Below are 16,752 nucleotides of genomic sequence, written 5' to 3'. Positions count from 1 at the left end.
AGCAGCCGCTCTTCCCCTGTTTTTTTGCCATCGACATTTTGTCATCGACAATGTATGGCTTGTAAGGCCCCGTTCTGGCGACGCCTTATTGGATGAAAACCGCTTAATTCGGAGTACAACGGATGGATCACCTGCCTACGCTGGTATCAGAGGCTCGCGACGCCATTCAGGCCGCGCAGAGCGTGTCTGAACTGGATGAGCTACGAGTTCGCTATCTGGGCAAGAAGGGCGAGGTCACCGCTCTGCTGAAAGGGCTGGGTAAGCTGGCCGCCGAGGAGCGTCCGGCCGCGGGCGAGCGTATCAACCAGGCCAAGCAAACCCTGGCCGGTGAGATCGACACCCGGCGCGAGGCGCTCGAAAGAGAAGCGCTGAACGCGCGCCTGGCCGCGGAAAAAATCGACGTGACGCTGCCCGGGCGTGGTCAACAGAGCGGCGGTTTGCATCCGGTCACGCGCACGCTCGAACGTATCGAGGCGCTGTTTACCCGCATTGGCTATGACGTTGCCGTGGGCCCGGAAATCGAAGACGACTACCACAACTTCGAGGCGCTCAATATTCCGGCGCACCACCCAGCGCGCGGCATGGCGGATACCTTTTACTTCGACGCCACAAGGCTTTTACGTACCCATACCTCGCCGGTACAAGTACGCACCATGAAAGAGAGTGAGCCGCCCATTCGTATCGTCTGCCCGGGGCGGGTGTATCGTAGCGACTCGGATTTGACCCACACGCCGATGTTTCATCAGGTCGAAGGCCTGCTGGTCGACGAAGGCGTGAGCTTTGCCGACTTGAAGGGCACCATCGAGGATTTTCTGCAGGCGTTTTTCGAGCGCGATGATCTCTCCGTGCGCTTTCGCCCCTCCTACTTCCCGTTCACCGAGCCCTCCGCCGAGGTCGACATCCAGTGCGTGATGTGCAGCGGAAACGGCTGTAGGGTGTGCTCGCAAAGCGGCTGGCTCGAGGTGATGGGCTGCGGCATGGTGCACCCGGAAGTGTTTCGCCATTCGGGTATCGACACCGAGCGCTATACCGGCTTTGCCTTCGGCATGGGCGCCGAGCGCCTAGCGATGCTGCGTTATGGCGTCAACGACCTGCGGCTGTTCTTCGAAAACGATCTGCGCTTTTTGCGCCAGTTTGCCTAACCACGCCGCCAGACTACAGGAACGAGCATGAAATTTTCAGAACAGTGGCTGCGTGAATGGGTATCACCGCAGCTTGCGACCCAGGCGCTTGCCGACCAGATCACCATGGCAGGGCTCGAAGTCGATGCCGTCGAACCCGTCGCGCCCGCTTTCGAAGGCGTGGTGGTGGCCGAGGTGACGGCCAAGGCGCCCCATCCGGACGCTGACAAGCTCAACGTTTGCCAGGTCATTGATGGCACCGGCGCGCCGGTGCAAGTGGTCTGTGGTGCGCGCAATGTCGACGTGGGTCAGCGGGTGCCGTTTGCCCAGGTCGGCGGGCTGTTACCCGGTGACTTCAAAATCAAAAAGGCCAAGCTGCGCGGCGTCGAGTCCTTCGGCATGATCTGCTCCGCCTCGGAACTTGGCCTGGAGGAAGAGACCTCCGATGGTATCTTCGTGCTACCGGCCAGCGCCCCGGTGGGGGTTAGTATTCGTGAGTACCTGGGTCTGGACGACGCCACCATCGAAGTAGACTTGACGCCGAATCGCGGCGACTGCCTGAGCGTTAAAGGGCTTGCGCGGGAGGTCGGGGTGCTCAACCGGCTGCCGGTCCAGGCGCCGGAGATCTCCCCGGTCGCGCCGAGTATCGAGACCCGGTTCCCGGTGCGCGTGGAGGCTGGCGAGCAGTGCCCGCGCTACGTGTCCCGGGTCATCGAAGGCGTCGACCTGTCCGTCGAGACGCCGCTTTGGATGGTCGAGCGACTGCGTCGCAGCGGCGTGCGCTCTATCGACGCCGCCGTCGATGTGACCAACTACGTGATGCTCGAACTCGGCCAGCCGCTTCACGCCTTCGACCAGGCTAACCTGAAAGAAGGAGTCGAAGTTCGCCTGGCTGCCGAAGGCGAGCGCCTTACATTGCTCGATGGACAGGACATCGCGCTGCGCCCGGACACGTTGGTGATCGCCGACGCCTCCGGGCCGCTGGCCATGGCCGGTGTTATGGGCGGCGAGTCCTCCGGCGTGAGTGCCAGTACGCGCACCATTTTTCTGGAAGGCGCCTACTTCACCCAGTTGGCGGTGGCCGGTCAAGCGCGCTCCTACGGGCTTCATACCGATGCCTCTCACCGTTTCGAGCGCGGTGTCGACCCGCAGCTCACTATCGAGGCGGTCGAGCGCGCCACCAAACTGTTGATCGACATCTGCGGCGGCCAGGCCGGGCCCGTGTGCGAAGAGAAAAGCGAAGCGCATCTGCCTGCCCCCCGCACCATTGAGCTTCGCCGCGCGCGCTTGGCTCAGGCGCTCTCTAAGGAGCTGCCCGACGATGACGTCACCGACATCCTCGACCGGTTGGGGCTTGCGGCGACGCGGTCGAGCAGCGGCTGGCAGGTAGCGGTGCCTGGCTGGCGCTTCGATGTCGCCATCGAAGAGGATCTGATCGAGGAGATCGCAAGGATCCACGGCTATAACAACCTGCCGGTGCGCCGCCCGTCGGCGCGGTTAGCGCTGCGTCCGGCCAACGAGGCCAAAATCACTCAGGCGAGGCTTCGTAACCAGCTGGTGGCCCGGGGTTACCAGGAGGCGATTACTTACAGTTTCGTCGCGCCCGAGCTTCAGGCCGCTATCTTTCCCGAGGCGGTGTCGCCGGTGCTCGCCAACCCCATCTCAGCGGATCTTTCCGCCATGCGGGTCAGTCTCTTTCCTGGCTTGATTCGCGCGTTGGAGCACAACCTCAACCGTCAGCAAAGCCGGGTGAGGCTCTTCGAGACCGGGCTTGTGTTCAACGGCGAGCTGGATTCGTTGACCCAAACGCCGATGATTGGCGCGTTGGCCAGCGGCCCGCGCGAAGGGGAAGGGTGGAGCAGCGCCAGGACGCCGATCGACTTTTTCGACTTGAAAGGCGATCTGGAGAGTCTGCTGGCCATGGGCGGCAATGAAGGCGCCTGGCGCTTCGAGCCCGCCGAGCACCCGGCGCTACACCCGGGGCAGAGCGCACAGCTTTTCCATAATGACCAGCCCGCCGGCTGGATCGGTACGCTCCACCCCAAAGTGCGCGCCAATCTCGGGCTGAAAGCCGAGGCGGTGCTCTTTGAAGTGCGCCTGGACGCGCTGAGTGAAGGCGTGATCCCAGCGTTCGCGCCATTGTCACGTTTCCCTGAGGTGCGCCGCGACCTGGCCTTTAGCCTGGACGAGCAAACTCCGGTGCAGGCTCTGCTGGACTGTGTCAGCCGCGAGGCCGGTGATTACCTCGAAGACCTCAAGCTTTTCGACGTCTACACGGGTAAAGGCGTGGAGCCGGGGCAGAAGAGTATTGCCCTGGGCTTGACCTGGCAGCATCCATCGCGCACGCTAAATGATGATGAAATCAATCAGCGGGTGGATTCGATCGTGGCGCAGGCGAAGGCCATGCTGAATGCACAGCTTCGTGGCTAAGTAAAAACGGCCGCGACCGACATTGTTGGCAATGGGTTTGCGACAAGGAGAAGCGTTATGGGCGCGTTGACCAAAGCGGAGCTTGCGGAACATCTACATACCGAGCTTGCGCTGTCCAAGCGGGAAGCAAAAGCGATGGTAGAGACGTTTTTCGAAGAGATTCGAGCCTGCCTGCGTGAAAACGAGCAGGTAAAGCTCTCGGGCTTTGGCAATTTCGACCTGCGTGACAAGCGCGAGCGCCCGGGGCGAAATCCCAAGACCGGCGAGGAGATCCCGATATCCGCTCGCCGGGTGGTGACGTTCCGCCCGGGCCAGAAACTCAAGCAGCAGGTCGAGCACTTCACCAGCTCTTGAAGCGCCTAATACCCTAACGGGGTTAAAGCCGGTCAGGCGTATAAGCGCCCCTTCCCAGGGGCGCTTTTTTATGCGCGGTGCGCCGCTACGCCCTGGGCGTTCGAGGCGCGGGGTAGGGCGCATGCGCAAAGCGCGCAAGTCGTGTTAATATCTGAGCAAATTCATCAAGTATTGGTCGGGAGTTCGATGATGCCTCAGCTCAATATTTTAGTGGGCACCATGTACGGTGGCGCCCTCGACGTGGCCGAGCAAGTCAAGCCGCTGTTCGAAGCAGCGGGCTACACGGTTGCCATCAAGGAAGAACCCTCGGTCGAGGATGTCGCCAATGGGGAGAGCTTGGCGCTTTTCTGTGTTTCAACGACCGGCAGCGGTGACTATCCGGGTAACTTCGTGCCTTTCGTGCGGGCGTTGAAAGATCAGTCGCCGGCGCTCACCTCGCTGCGCTATGGCCTCATCGCTTTGGGCGATAGCTCGTATGGCGACACCTTTTGCGGCGCCGGGCGCGCGCTCGACGCGACGCTCGAAGACCTGGGGGCCACGCGGTTGGGCGAGCGTCTCGAAGTGGACGCCATGGAAACCTTCATGGCCGACGACGCTGCGCTACCCTGGGTGGAAGAGTGGATCAACGACCAAGCGCTAAAGGTCGCCTAAATGGAGCGCGGATCTCCAGAGCGGGTGAGCGTGGCGGTCGGTCTGTGTATCGTCATGCTCTCGGTCATTCCGCGCTATATGGCCGGTGATTTCGAGACGCGCCAGACCCTTTTACTTATCGCCCTGGCGCTGGTTGCCGGGGCGGCGGTGGTCAACTGGCGGTTGCTGAGTGCGCAGGCCCGGGCGCAGCTACCGGCACTGCTCAAACGCCTTGGCATCATGTTGGTGGCCGGCGCGGTCGTGATGGGTGTTTGGCACGCGCTGATGACCGACTGGCTCAGTTGGCAAGAGTTTATCTCCCACGCCGCGACCTGCGGGCTTTTGCTTTACGCGATAAGCCTTGGATGGCGGCGAACGACCTACGAATGAGAAGGGCGCGGGTAATTTAACGGAAACTCCCTTGTAATTACGCAGCGCGCCCCCATCTTGCGAGCATGGTGCTTGCCACTATGCGCCGGGGTTTCTAGAATTGCCCCTTTGAACATGTATACGCACTCAACATAATGCCCAGCCGCTAGAGGACAATTCATGCAAGTTTCTGTCGAGACGACCTCCCCCATCGAACGCCGCATTACCATCCAGGTGCCGGCGGCCGACATCGACGAGGCTGTCAGCGCTCGCTTGAAAGACACCGCGAAAAACGTTCGCTTGAACGGTTTCCGCCAGGGCCGGGTTCCCATGGACGTCGTACGTCAGCGCTACGGCGACAGCGTGCGTAGCGAAATCGTTGGCGAAGTCATGCGCGAGCGTTACGTGCGCGCGATCACCGACGAAGGGCTGAACCCGGCGGGCTACCCGCAGATCGAGCCAAAGGTCAACGAAGCGGGCAAGGACTTCGAATTCGTCGCGGTCATGGAAGTTTACCCCCAGGTCGAGCTGAACTCGATCGAAGGCACCGCGGTCGAGCGTCCGGTCGTTGACGTCAGCGAAGCCGACGTCGATGAAATGATCGAAACCCTGCGCAAGCAAAACGCCGAATTTCAGGAAGCCGACAAGGCAGCCGAAGATGGCGACCAGGTCACCATCGACTTCCAGGGCTACCTGGGCGATGAGCCGTTCGAAGGCGGAAGCGCCGAAAACCATACGCTGGTAATTGGCTCCAACAGCTTCATCCCGGGTTTTGAAGAGCAGTTGATTGGCGCCAAGGCCGACGACGACAAGACGCTAACGGTCACCTTCCCGGAAGATTACCAGGCCGAACATCTGGCCGGTAAAGAAGCCACGTTCAAGGTCAAGGTTCACAAGGTCAGCACCCAGGAGCTGCCGCCGGTCGATTCGGCTTTCTTCGAGCGCTTCGGCGTCGAAGACGGCGACGAGAGCAAGTTCCGCGCCGAAATCAAAAAGAACATGACCCGTGAAGCCGCCCAGGCGGTCGATAACCGCGTCAAGCAGCAGGTGCTGGACGCGTTGAAAAACGCCAACGACATCTCCGTGCCGAGCGCGCTGGTTCAGCAGGAAACTGACGGCATGAAGCGCCAGGCCGCGCAGCAGTTCGGTCTTGGCGAAGATTTCGACGTAAGCCAGCTGCCCAATGAGCTCTTCGAAGAGCAGGCCAAGGGCCGTGTACAGGTGGGTCTGCTGTTGGCCGAAGTCATCAAGGCGCACGAGCTGGACGCCGACGATGCGGCCATCAAGGCCAAAGTGGAAGAGCTTGCCGAGCAGTACCAGGACCCGTCCGAAGTGGTCGAGTACTACATGGGTAACGAAGAGCTCAAGACCCAGGTCAAATCCGCTATCCTTGAAGAGAAAGCGGTCGATAAGCTTCTGGAGCAGGCCAACGTCACCGACGTTGAAATGACCTACCAGCAGGCTCTGGCCGCGGCACAGCAGCAGGGCGAGGGTGGCGAAGAAGAGGAAAACGCCAGCGCTTAAACCGTTTCGGGGCGCGCGTGTTGCGCGCGCCTTTCCCTTACCGGACGCAAGGAATCACCCAATGAGTGAGTTTGATATTCAAAACGCCGGTGGTCTCGTACCCATGGTGGTTGAGCAAAGCGCCAAAGGGGAAAGATCCTACGATATCTATTCGCGTCTTCTAAAAGAGCGCGTCATCTTTCTGGTCGGGCCCGTCGAAGATTACTCGGCCAACCTGATCGTGGCGCAAATGCTCTTTCTGGAGTCCGAAAACCCCGATAAAGATATCCATCTTTACATCAACTCACCCGGTGGGTCGGTAACCGCAGGCATGTCGATCTATGACACTATGCAGTTCATCAAGCCCGACGTTTCCACCGTGTGCGTGGGCCAAGCGGCCAGCATGGGTGCGCTGCTTCTAACGGCCGGTGCGCCGGAGAAGCGGTTTTGTCTGCCCAATTCGCGGGTCATGATTCACCAGCCGCTGGGTGGCTACCAGGGTCAGGCGTCGGATATCGAAATCCACACGCGTGAAATTCTGGGCATTCGCGAGAAACTCAATCAGATTCTGGCTCACCACACCGGGCAGGATTTAGAGAAAGTGGCGCGCGATACCGACCGCGACAACTTCATGAGCGCCGATCAGGCCAAAGATTACGGGCTGATTGACGCAGTGCTGGATAAGCGGCCTACATCCTGATAGCGTAAACGGATACCCGCTTTTCCAACGAGCTTTTCCGGCGGCGAGAGCCGCCGCAGTGATAGAGGTACGCCAATGGCCGACGGCAAAGGCAAGGACGAAGGTGGCAAACTGCTTTATTGCTCGTTTTGTGGCAAAAATCAAAACGAAGTACGTAAGCTGATTGCCGGCCCGTCCGTATATATTTGCGATGAGTGTGTCGATCTGTGTAACGACATCATTCGCGAGGAAGTTCTCGAAGCCGATGCCGAGAGCGATGAGGAGCGTCTGCCTACGCCTCGCGAAATACGCTACACCCTCGATGACTACGTTATCGGGCAAGACCGCGCCAAGATGGTGCTATCTGTCGCGGTGTACAACCACTACAAGCGTCTCAAGACCGAAGTACGTGAAAGCGATGTGGAGCTGGGTAAATCCAATATCCTGCTGATTGGTCCGACCGGTAGCGGTAAGACGCTATTGGCCGAAACCATGGCACGGCTGTTGAACGTACCGTTCACTATCGCTGACGCCACCACGCTCACCGAAGCGGGCTACGTGGGTGAAGATGTCGAAAACATCATCCAGAAGCTGCTGCAAAAGTGTGATTACGACGTCGAGAAAGCCGAGCGCGGTATCGTCTACATCGACGAAATCGACAAGATCTCGCGTAAGTCGGACAACCCATCGATCACTCGCGATGTTTCCGGCGAGGGTGTTCAGCAGGCGCTTTTGAAGTTGATCGAAGGCACCACGGCCTCCGTGCCGCCCCAGGGCGGGCGTAAGCATCCCCAGCAGGAGTTCGTGCAGGTCAACACGGCCAACATGCTCTTCATCGTGGGTGGTGCGTTCGCCGGGCTTGAAAAGGTCATTCGCGACCGCTCCGAGAAGGGCGGTATCGGCTTCAACGCCAGCGTGAAGACCAAGGAAAGCGCTAAAGGCGTGGGTGAGCTTCTCTCCGAGGTCGAGCCGGAAGATCTGGTCAAATTTGGCCTAATTCCCGAGTTCGTAGGACGCCTGCCGGTCATTGCGACGCTGACTGAGCTTACCGAAGACGCGCTGATTCAGATTTTGACCGAGCCCAAGAACTCGCTGATCAAGCAGTACGCCAAACTCTTCGAAATGGAAGACGTGACGCTTGAATTCCGCGAGGAGGCACTACGCGCCGTTGCCGCCAAGGCGATGGAGCGTAAAACCGGTGCCCGTGGTCTTCGCTCGATTCTTGAATCGGTACTGCTGGACACCATGTATGAGATTCCCTCGCTCGAGGATGTCAGCAAGGTGGTGATCGATCAGTCGGTGATCGAAGGCGAAAGCCAGCCGCTATTGATCTACTCCAACCAGCAAGAGACGCGCGTTGACGGGACCGACGGCTAACAAGGCCGCGCTCGATCCAGGTACTGCTTGCGCCAATACAAGGGGTCGCCTAGGCGACCCCTTGTTGTTGTCCAGGCACTGCTGGCCCGCGCCGCGCCGTGGGCCGATGACCGGGTCCTTGCCATCCAGCGGCTGACGTTACCAGGCCGCGTCTTCCATCTTGTTAAGCGCTTATAAGTGGTAACGCTTTATCGAGCGCTTATCCGATTTTGAGGAACGTCTGCGATGCAGCAGAACGCCGATCAGACACAGTGTTTACCCATGTTGCCGCTGCGCGACGTGGTAGTTTACCCGCAAATGGTGATTCCGCTGTTTGTGGGCCGGGAAAAATCCATCCATGCCCTCGAAGCGGCCATGGAAGCCGATAAGCGCGTCCTGCTGGTGGCTCAGCGTGAAGCCTCTCAGGACGAGCCGGATAACGACGACCTTTACGCCATGGGGACCGTTGCCGACATCATGCAGCTTTTGAAGCTTCCCGATGGCACGGTCAAGGTATTGATCGAAGGTAACTTCCGTGCCGATGTCGTGAGCATCGAAGAGAACGAGGCCGGCTACACCCAGGCGCACCTGGTGGCGCGGGATAGCGAACCGCTGACCAGCCGTGAGCAGGAGGCGCTGGTTCGCGTGTTGCTGAATCAGTTCGAGCAGTACGTCAAGCTCTCCAAGAAGGTGCCCAACGAGGTCTTGAACTCGCTGTCCGGCATCGAGGACCCGAGCCGGCTTGTGGATACCATCTGCGCGCATTTGTCGCTCAAGATCGGCGACAAGCAGGAGCTTCTCGAGATGGATCGCGTGCGCGATCGTATCGAGCATCTGATGGCGCTGATCGAGTCCGAAATCGACCTGCTTCAGGTAGAAAAGCGTATCCGCTCGCGGGTCAAAGAGCAGATGGAGAAGACCCAGCGCGAGTACTACCTCAATGAGCAGATGAAAGCCATCCAGAAAGAGATGGGTGAGCTCGATGATGTGCCCAACGAGACCGAGAAGTACGAGCAGGCGATCAAGGACTCGGGCATGCCCAAAGAGGCCTTTGAGAAAGCCACTCAGGAGCTCAACAAGCTCAAGATGATGGCGGCCAACTCCGCCGAGGCCACCGTGGTGCGCTCCTACCTCGACTGGCTGATCGCCGTGCCCTGGAAAAAGCGCACCCGGGTCAAGCACGACCTGGTCAAGGCGCAAGAGGTGCTCGACGAGGACCATTACGGCCTGGAAGAAGTCAAGGCGCGTATTCTCGAGTACCTGGCGGTACAAAAGCGCGTCAAGAAGATGAAAGGACCGGTGCTTTGCCTGGTAGGGCCACCCGGGGTGGGTAAAACCTCGCTTGGCCAGTCCATCGCGCGGGCAACCAACCGTAAGTACGTGCGCCTGGCGCTTGGCGGCGTGCGCGACGAGTCCGAAATTCGTGGCCATCGGCGCACCTATATCGGCTCGCTACCGGGTAAGCTGATGCAGCGCATGACCCGCGCGGAAGTGAAAAACCCGCTGTTTTTGCTCGACGAAGTCGACAAACTCGGTATGGATCACCGGGGGGATCCCTCCTCGGCGCTTCTGGAAGTGCTCGACCCGGAGCAGAACAACAGCTTCAGCGACCACTACCTCGAGCTCGACTACGATCTCTCCGAGACGCTGTTCATTTGTACGGCGAACTCGATGAATATCCCCGGTCCGCTGCTGGATCGTATGGAGATCATTCGGCTACCCGGTTACACCGAAGACGAGAAGCTGGCGATTGCCAAGCGCTACTTGCTCCCCAAGCAGCTAAAAGCCAACGGCTTGAAGCCGGAGGAGCTAGCACTGGAAGAGGAAGCGCTTCTCGAGCTTGTGCGCTACTACACCCGCGAAGCGGGCGTGCGCGAGCTCGAGCGTCAGATCGCCAAGGTGTGCCGCAAGGTGCTGCGCGAGCGGGTCGAAGCCGAGGTGAGCAAAAAGAAAGACGCCAAGGAGCCGCCGCAAACGCTCAAGGCCGAACATATCGAAACCTACGCCGGTGTTCGCCGCTACAGCTACGGTTTGGCCGAAAAGGAAGATCAGGTAGGGCGCGTCACCGGACTTGCCTGGACCTCGGTCGGCGGTGAGATTCTCAACATCGAATCGGTGGTGACGCCGGGTAAAGGCCGTGTCAACAAGACGGGTTCGCTTGGCGATGTCATGAAAGAGTCGGTCAGCGCTGCCCATACCGTCGTCAAAGCGCGGGCGGCATCGTTCGGTATCGACCCGCAGCGGTTCGAGAACGAGGACCTGCACATACACGTACCGGAAGGCGCGACCCCGAAGGACGGCCCGAGTGCCGGGGTGGCCATGGTGACGGCCATGATCTCCGCCTACACCAATCGCCCGGTGCGCTGCGATGTCGCCATGACCGGCGAGGTCAATCTGCGTGGGGAAGTCATGCCCATTGGTGGATTGAAGGAGAAATTGCTGGCGGCGCGCCGGGGTGGTATAAAGACCGTCCTGATTCCTGAGGAAAACCGCCGCGATCTCAAGGAAGTACCGGATAACATCAAGGGCGCACTTGATATTCGTCCGGTACAGTGGATAGATGATGTGCTGGCAGTGGCGCTAGCCGATGAGCCGGACAGCGGTGCGGCAACGCTCAAAAATGCCGACCCGTCGTTTAACGGCAGTACTGTCGCCAGCACACACTAAGCGTCAAAGCCCGAAGAGGCTTTTAGTGATAAGGAGTGTCCGGGCCCGTTGGCCCGGCGCTCGAAAGTTGGTTGCTTGACAGGTATTTCAGGGCATTGCTATAAAACGCAGCTATGCTTTGAGCTTGTACCTGCCGGTGACCGCGCCGTTCAGAGCCATTTTTACGAAACATTTAAGGGGTGAAGTGTGAATAAGTCCGAGCTGATTGAAGCTATTGCCGCGTCTGCAGATATTCCGAAAGCAGCGGCAACCCGCGCATTGGATGCCATGGTCGAGTCCGTCACCGATAGCCTCAAAAAAGGCGATAGCGTTTCACTGGTAGGCTTTGGTACGTTTGCCATTAAAGAGCGCGCTGCGCGCACCGGCCGTAACCCGCAAACGGGCCAGCCGATTCAGATCAGCGCTGCCAAAGTACCCAATTTCAAAGCGGGTAAAGCGTTGAAAGACGCCGTCAACTAATTGGCTCGCGTTTGTTGTAACGTAATGGGCGCATCGCTACGGCGATGCGCCCATGTTATTTTAAGGCCCCTTTTTTGGGCGCGATCAATGGCCGTAACGATCTGAGGCAAGCATGCTGCAAAGTATTCGCAATGGCTCCCGTAGCTGGGGCGCTAAAATCATTATTGGGCTCATGGTGGCCGCCATGGCGCTTTTTGGCGTGGAGTCGCTATTCAGCGCCTTCGGCCGCGACCCAAACCAGGTGGCAAGCGTCAACGGCGAGCCCATCATGCGCCAGCAGGTAGAGCTTGAAGTGCAGCGTGCGCTACGCTCGGGTCAGGTACCGCCAGAGCAGGAGCGTGCCCTTAGAAACGACGTGATCGACCAGTTGATCACGCAAAAACTGCTGGGTCAGTATGCCGATGAGGGTGGCTTTTACCTCTCCGACGACCAGTTGGATCAGATCATTATCACCCTGCCGGAGTTTCAAGACGGGCAAGGCCGTTTCAATGCGGATATTTTCCGTAACCAGCTTGGCCGGGCCGGCTACACGCCGGTGGCGTTTCGCGAAGAGCTGAAGGGCGATCTCAAGCGCCGCTACCTCCAGCAGGGCCTCGCCCAAAGTGACTTCGTGCTGCCCAACGAGCGCGAACGCCTTTTGGCGCTGCAAAACCAGCAGCGTAGCTTCCGCTACGTGATGCTCGACCAGAGTGATATCGACTTTGCGCCCACCGTCACCGACGACGATGTCCAGGCGTACTACGACGCCAACCCGGAGCGTTTCGAGCGCCCGGAACAGGTGCAAGTCGAGTACGTGCTCATCGACCGCCAGGAGATGGCCGACGATGTCGAGGTGGACGACGAAGCGCTGCGCGAAGCCTATCGCGCGCAGAGTCAGTCCAGCGACCGTCGCGTGTCGCACATCATGATTACCTACGGCGACGAGCGCAGCCGCGATGAAGCCCAAACGCGCGCCGAGCAGGCGCTGGCGGCGATTGAGGCGGGCGACTCCTTCGAGGACGTGGCGCTGGAATACTCCGATGACACCGCCAGCGCCGAACAGGGCGGCGACCTTGGCGTCATCGCCTCCGGTATCATGGGCGAAGCCTTCGACGACGCCGCGTTCAACCTGGCCGAAGGCGAAACCTCCGAGCCGGTCGAAATGAGTGACGCCTTCCACGTTCTACAGGTGACCGAGATCGAGGGGCCCTCTTTCGAAGAGCAGCGCGAAACCCTCATGCATACTGCGGCGATCAACGAGGTCAGCGACGACTTCAACCGCCAGGTGCAGCGCCTGATCGACGAAAGCTTTGCGGCGGATGATCTGCAAAGCGTGGCGGAAGATCTGAGCCTGACGCTCTTTCAGACCGACTGGATTACCCGAGACGGCGGCACCGGCGTGCTCTCTGAGCCCGGCGTAATGAGCGAAGCGTTCACCGACGATGTGCTGCAAGACGGCTACAACAGCCAAGTCATTGAGCTTGACGACGACCGCCGCATGGTTCTGCGCGTGGCGGAGCACCGCGAGGCGACGCTGTTGCCGGTCGAAGAGGTGCGCGACGACATCGAAGGGTTCGTGGCCGCCTCTCAGCGCCAGCAGGCGCTTCAGGAAGAGGCCGATCGGCTGATTGCTGCGCTCGAAGCCGACGAAGAGGTCGATATTGACTGGCAGCAGGCAGAGGGTGTCTCCCGCCAGGGGCCCACGGCATTACCGGCAACGCTGGTGGATGGCGTATTCCGCATGCCGCGCCCGGCAGAGGGCGAAAGCCGCTACGCTAGCGTTTCGATGCCCTCAAACGTCAGCGTCGTGGCGCTCGACGACGTCATCGCCGGCAGCGAAGAGCGGGATGAGGCCAGTGATTTCGTCGCGCGTATCTCCGAGCAGCTGCGCGCCCAGGCCGCTGTCGAAGGTCTGATCGCCTCGCTCAGAGACGACGCCGATATCGATCGCTAAGCGCCGATTAAAAGCGCGCTACGCAAAAGCCGACCCCTTGGGGTCGGCTTTTTTTATACCTTTTTTTATATCTTGATCACTCGCCAGGCGGAGGCGAGGCGATCGGAAACTGGCGAAGTTCGGGAACGGCGAGCGCGCCTTCGGTGGGTTCGATGACGATGTCCCAGCCGTACTCGGTGCTCCAGTCTCCCAGCACAAAGCGCTTGGCGGGTACCTCTTCCACGGTAAGCTCGTGGACCATCGGGCGGTGGGTGTGACCATGAATCATGGTGCATACTCCGTGACGGCTCATTAGTGCCGTCACCTCGGCCGGGGTGACATCCATGATGGCTTCATGCTTGCCGGCGTTGGCGCTACCCGACTCGAGGCGCAGCTTTTTGGCAAGCGCCAGGCGCTCCTGCAGGGGCATGGCGAGAATTTGCGCCTGCCACTCCGGGTTTCGCGACTGGGTGCGAAACGCCATATAGCTCTCGTCCTGGGTGCAAAGGCTATCGCCATGCAGCAACACCAGCGGTAACCCCTGTAGCTCGGTCTCCAATACCTCGGGCAAGAGCGTGGCCCCGCAGGCGCTGACAAAACGTTCGCCAAGCAGAAAGTCGCGATTGCCGTGCTGAAAATAGATGTCGGTACCCGCATCGCTCAGCGCGCGCAGGCGCTTGATGACGTCAATAGCGACCTCAGCGGTCGTGTGGGGCGTATCCAGCACATCGTCGCCAATCCAGGCATCGAACAGATCGCCCAATATATAGAGCGCCTGCGCGCCCCTGGCGGTGTGTTCGAGGTAGCGGTAAAACCCCTGATTGATTTCGGGGGTATCACCGCTTAAGTGCGTGTCGGCTACCAGCAGAGTGCGCATAAGGCTCCCGGACTCAATCTTCTTTAACGTAGGCGCGCTCGATAATTACGTCTTCCGCGGGCACGTCGGCGTGCATGCCGCGGCGTGTGGTGCTGACGCCCTTGATGGTGTTGACCACGTCCATACCATCGGTCACTTCGCCAAATACCGCATAGCCCCAACCTTGCAGGTTCTTGCCGCTGTGGTTCAAGAAGCTATTGTTACCCACGTTGATGAAAAACTGCGCGGTGGCCGAGTGCGGATCCTGGGTGCGCGCCATGGCCAGCGTGCCGATTTTGTTTTCCAGACCGTTGTCGGCCTCGTTCTCGATCGTATCCCGGGTCGGTTTCTGTTCGAAATCCTGATCGAAGCCGCCGCCCTGGACCATGAAACCGTCGATCACGCGGTGAAACAGCGTGCCGTCGTAAAAGCCGTCGCGCACGTACTGCTCGAAGTTAGCGGCGGTTTTGGGCGCTTTCTCGAAATCGAGCGCGACGGTGATGTCACCGAAGTTCGTCTGTAATACGATCATGAATAAATTCCCATTGAATAAAAGCGTTCGCCTTGGCGCTGTGCATCGGCGTCGCGTTATAATAGCGGTTTTGCCCGGCGCCGCGAAGCGCTAAGGCTTTTAGCTTGGATTCTAGATGCTTAGGGTCTAGTCATCCGGGTTTTAGAAGCTTAGGCGTCAGCCGGCCGGCACGCCATCCACTGTGAGGTTATCAACACCGCCATGAGCAACGAGACCACCAAAGCGCCGAACTTCATTCGCAACCAGGTAAGCGACGAGATCGACAGCGGGCAGGTCAGCAAGATCGTGACCCGTTTCCCGCCGGAGCCCAACGGTTTCCTGCACATTGGCCATGCAAAATCGATTTGTCTGAACTTCGGGCTGGCCCAGGACCTGGGGGGCGACTGCCATTTACGTTTCGACGACACCAACCCGGCCAAGGAAGAGCAGGCCTATATCGACGCCATCAAGGAAGACGTCGAGTGGCTCGGGTTCGAGTGGGCCGGCGAAGTGCGCTATGCGTCCGACTATTTCGACCAGCTTTACGCCTGGGCGCAGCACCTGATTCGTGAAGGCAAGGCCTACGTGGATGACCTGAACCCGGACGAGATTCGCGAGTACCGCGGCACGTTGACCGAACCGGGAAGGCCGAGCCCTTACCGTGAACGCAGCGCCGAAGAGAATCTGGATCTTCTCGAGCGCATGCGCCTGGGCGAGTTCGGCGAAAGCGAGAAGGTGCTGCGCGCCAAAATCGATATGGCCTCGCCGAACATCAACCTGCGCGACCCGATTCTCTATCGCATTCGCCATGCAAGCCACCACCAAACCGGCGATGCCTGGAAGATCTACCCGTCTTATGATTTCACCCACGGTCAGTCGGATGCCCTGGAGGGCGTGACCCACTCGATCTGCACGCTGGAGTTCGAGGATCACCGCCCGCTTTACGAGTGGTTCTTGAACAACCTCCCGGTGCCCAACACGCCGCGCCAGATCGAGTTCGCCAGGCTCAATCTCAACTACACCTTGACCTCCAAGCGTAAGTTGAGGTTGCTGGTCGACGAACAAATCGTCGATGGCTGGGACGACCCGCGTATGCCGACCATTTCGGGTATGCGCCGCCGCGGCTATACGCCGGCATCGATCCGCAAGTTCTGCGAGATGATCGGCGTGACCCGCGCCGACGGTGGCCTGGTCGATATCGCCATGCTGACCCATGCGATCCGCTCGGACCTGGAAGACAACGCGCCGCGGGCCATGTGCGTACTGAAACCGCTGAAGGTCGTACTGACCAACGTCGACGAAGGCTTCGAAGAGACCTATGACGTGCCGGGCCACCCCGCACGCGACGACATGGCCGTGCGTAAAGTGCCGCTGACCCGCGAGCTTTATATCGACCAGGACGACTTCATGGAGGATGCGCCTAAGAAGTTCTTCCGCCTGGCGCCGGGCAAAGAGGTTCGCCTGCGCAACAGCTACGTCATCCGCTGTGACGAGGTGATCAAGGACGACACCGGTGAAGTGATCGAGCTGCGCTGCTCGGTGGATTTCGACACCCTGGGCAAGAACCCGGAAGATCGCAAGGTGAAGGGCGTGATCCACTGGGTCAGCGCTGTCCACGGCGTGAACATGGAGGTGCGTTTGTACGACAACCTCTTCATGGTCGAGCAGCCCGACCGAGACAAGGACGCCGATTTCCTCGATCACCTGAACCCGGCGTCGCTGATCGTTTGCCAGGCGATTGGTGAGCCGAGCCTGGCGGACGCCACCCCGGAGTCGCGCTTTCAGTTCGAGCGGGTAGGTTATTTCTGTGCCGACCGTCACCTCTCTACGCCGGACAAGCTCGTCTTCAACCGTACCGTGGGTCTGAAAGATACCTGGGCGAAAATTCAGAAGAAAGGCTAAGGG

The 16,752-nt window shown here is 59.8% G+C and carries 14 protein-coding genes; 12 read left to right on the top strand and 2 right to left on the bottom strand.

Annotation, left to right across the window (positions count from 1 at the left end):
• Window positions 1-122 precede the first annotated feature (122 nt).
• From pheS to ACWFVE_RS09085, 11 genes are all read left to right on the top strand, one after another.
• Window positions 123-1,142, top strand: a complete 1,020-nt coding sequence (gene pheS / locus ACWFVE_RS09135) for a phenylalanine--tRNA ligase subunit alpha (RefSeq protein ID WP_447528961.1) — start codon at window positions 123-125, stop codon at window positions 1,140-1,142.
• A 27-nt stretch (window positions 1,143-1,169) separates the two neighbouring features.
• Window positions 1,170-3,551, top strand: a complete 2,382-nt coding sequence (pheT, locus tag ACWFVE_RS09130) for a phenylalanine--tRNA ligase subunit beta (protein ID WP_447528960.1) — start codon at window positions 1,170-1,172, stop codon at window positions 3,549-3,551.
• A 57-nt stretch (window positions 3,552-3,608) separates the two neighbouring features.
• A complete protein-coding gene (ihfA, locus tag ACWFVE_RS09125) occupies window positions 3,609-3,905 on the top strand; it encodes an integration host factor subunit alpha (protein ID WP_447528959.1) in 297 nt (98 codons plus the stop codon).
• A 189-nt stretch (window positions 3,906-4,094) separates the two neighbouring features.
• Complete coding sequence (locus ACWFVE_RS09120) at window positions 4,095-4,556, top strand: flavodoxin domain-containing protein (protein ID WP_447528958.1); 462 nt, start codon at window positions 4,095-4,097, stop codon at window positions 4,554-4,556.
• Window positions 4,557-4,925, top strand: coding sequence for a hypothetical protein (locus ACWFVE_RS09115; protein WP_447528957.1), 369 nt, complete (start codon window positions 4,557-4,559; stop codon window positions 4,923-4,925).
• A gap of 159 nt (window positions 4,926-5,084) precedes the next feature.
• Window positions 5,085-6,428, top strand: a complete 1,344-nt coding sequence (gene tig / locus ACWFVE_RS09110; protein WP_447528956.1) for a trigger factor — start codon at window positions 5,085-5,087, stop codon at window positions 6,426-6,428.
• A gap of 61 nt (window positions 6,429-6,489) precedes the next feature.
• Window positions 6,490-7,107, top strand: a complete 618-nt coding sequence (clpP, locus tag ACWFVE_RS09105) for an ATP-dependent Clp endopeptidase proteolytic subunit ClpP (RefSeq protein ID WP_447528955.1) — start codon at window positions 6,490-6,492, stop codon at window positions 7,105-7,107.
• Window positions 7,108-7,182: 75 nt separating this feature from the next.
• Entirely contained in the window at window positions 7,183-8,463 is a 1,281-nt protein-coding gene (gene clpX, locus ACWFVE_RS09100) for an ATP-dependent Clp protease ATP-binding subunit ClpX (protein WP_447528954.1), read from the top strand.
• Between the two features lie 225 nt (window positions 8,464-8,688).
• Complete coding sequence (gene lon, locus ACWFVE_RS09095) at window positions 8,689-11,109, top strand: endopeptidase La (protein ID WP_447528953.1); 2,421 nt, start codon at window positions 8,689-8,691, stop codon at window positions 11,107-11,109.
• A 186-nt stretch (window positions 11,110-11,295) separates the two neighbouring features.
• Entirely contained in the window at window positions 11,296-11,568 is a 273-nt protein-coding gene (locus ACWFVE_RS09090; protein WP_447528952.1) for an HU family DNA-binding protein, read from the top strand.
• 112 nt (window positions 11,569-11,680) lie between these two features.
• On the top strand, window positions 11,681-13,501 hold the full coding sequence (locus ACWFVE_RS09085) for a SurA N-terminal domain-containing protein (protein ID WP_447528951.1): 1,821 nt from the start codon (window positions 11,681-11,683) through the stop codon (window positions 13,499-13,501).
• Between the two features lie 76 nt (window positions 13,502-13,577).
• Here the strand turns inward: ACWFVE_RS09085 and ACWFVE_RS09080 are convergent, their stop codons facing one another.
• Together ACWFVE_RS09080 and ACWFVE_RS09075 are read right to left on the bottom strand one after the other, a co-directional pair.
• Window positions 13,578-14,357, bottom strand: coding sequence for a UDP-2,3-diacylglucosamine diphosphatase (locus ACWFVE_RS09080; RefSeq protein ID WP_447528950.1), 780 nt, complete (start codon window positions 14,355-14,357; stop codon window positions 13,578-13,580).
• Window positions 14,358-14,370: 13 nt separating this feature from the next.
• Window positions 14,371-14,868: a peptidylprolyl isomerase gene (locus ACWFVE_RS09075; protein WP_447528949.1), complete on the bottom strand. Its 498-nt coding sequence runs from the start codon at window positions 14,866-14,868 to the stop codon at window positions 14,371-14,373.
• Window positions 14,869-15,069: 201 nt separating this feature from the next.
• On the opposite strand from ACWFVE_RS09075, the gene ACWFVE_RS09070 reads away from it, so the two are divergent.
• Window positions 15,070-16,749 (top strand): glutamine--tRNA ligase/YqeY domain fusion protein, encoded by a 1,680-nt coding sequence (locus ACWFVE_RS09070; protein ID WP_447528948.1) that lies wholly within the window; start codon window positions 15,070-15,072, stop codon window positions 16,747-16,749.
• Window positions 16,750-16,752 lie beyond the last annotated feature (3 nt).

Source organism: Vreelandella mediterranea, from assembly GCF_970647075.1.
The sequence above is the reverse complement of the archived record's forward strand: the minus strand, read 5'-3'. Positions and strand labels throughout refer to the sequence as shown.

Bases quoted from the DNA above. Each gene is read 5' to 3' on its own strand.
- pheS (WP_447528961.1), top strand. From the start codon at position 123: ATGGATCACCTGCCTACGCTGGTATCAGAGGCTCGCGACGCCATTCAG.
- pheT (WP_447528960.1), top strand. From the start codon at position 1,170: ATGAAATTTTCAGAACAGTGGCTGCGTGAATGGGTATCACCGCAGCTT.
- ihfA (WP_447528959.1), top strand. From the start codon at position 3,609: ATGGGCGCGTTGACCAAAGCGGAGCTTGCGGAACATCTACATACCGAG.
- ACWFVE_RS09120 (WP_447528958.1), top strand. From the start codon at position 4,095: ATGCCTCAGCTCAATATTTTAGTGGGCACCATGTACGGTGGCGCCCTC.
- ACWFVE_RS09115 (WP_447528957.1), top strand. From the start codon at position 4,557: ATGGAGCGCGGATCTCCAGAGCGGGTGAGCGTGGCGGTCGGTCTGTGT.
- tig (WP_447528956.1), top strand. From the start codon at position 5,085: ATGCAAGTTTCTGTCGAGACGACCTCCCCCATCGAACGCCGCATTACC.
- clpP (WP_447528955.1), top strand. From the start codon at position 6,490: ATGAGTGAGTTTGATATTCAAAACGCCGGTGGTCTCGTACCCATGGTG.
- clpX (WP_447528954.1), top strand. From the start codon at position 7,183: ATGGCCGACGGCAAAGGCAAGGACGAAGGTGGCAAACTGCTTTATTGC.
- lon (WP_447528953.1), top strand. From the start codon at position 8,689: ATGCAGCAGAACGCCGATCAGACACAGTGTTTACCCATGTTGCCGCTG.
- ACWFVE_RS09085 (WP_447528951.1), top strand. From the start codon at position 11,681: ATGCTGCAAAGTATTCGCAATGGCTCCCGTAGCTGGGGCGCTAAAATC.
- ACWFVE_RS09080 (WP_447528950.1), bottom strand. From the start codon at position 14,357: ATGCGCACTCTGCTGGTAGCCGACACGCACTTAAGCGGTGATACCCCC.
- ACWFVE_RS09075 (WP_447528949.1), bottom strand. From the start codon at position 14,868: ATGATCGTATTACAGACGAACTTCGGTGACATCACCGTCGCGCTCGAT.
- ACWFVE_RS09070 (WP_447528948.1), top strand. From the start codon at position 15,070: ATGAGCAACGAGACCACCAAAGCGCCGAACTTCATTCGCAACCAGGTA.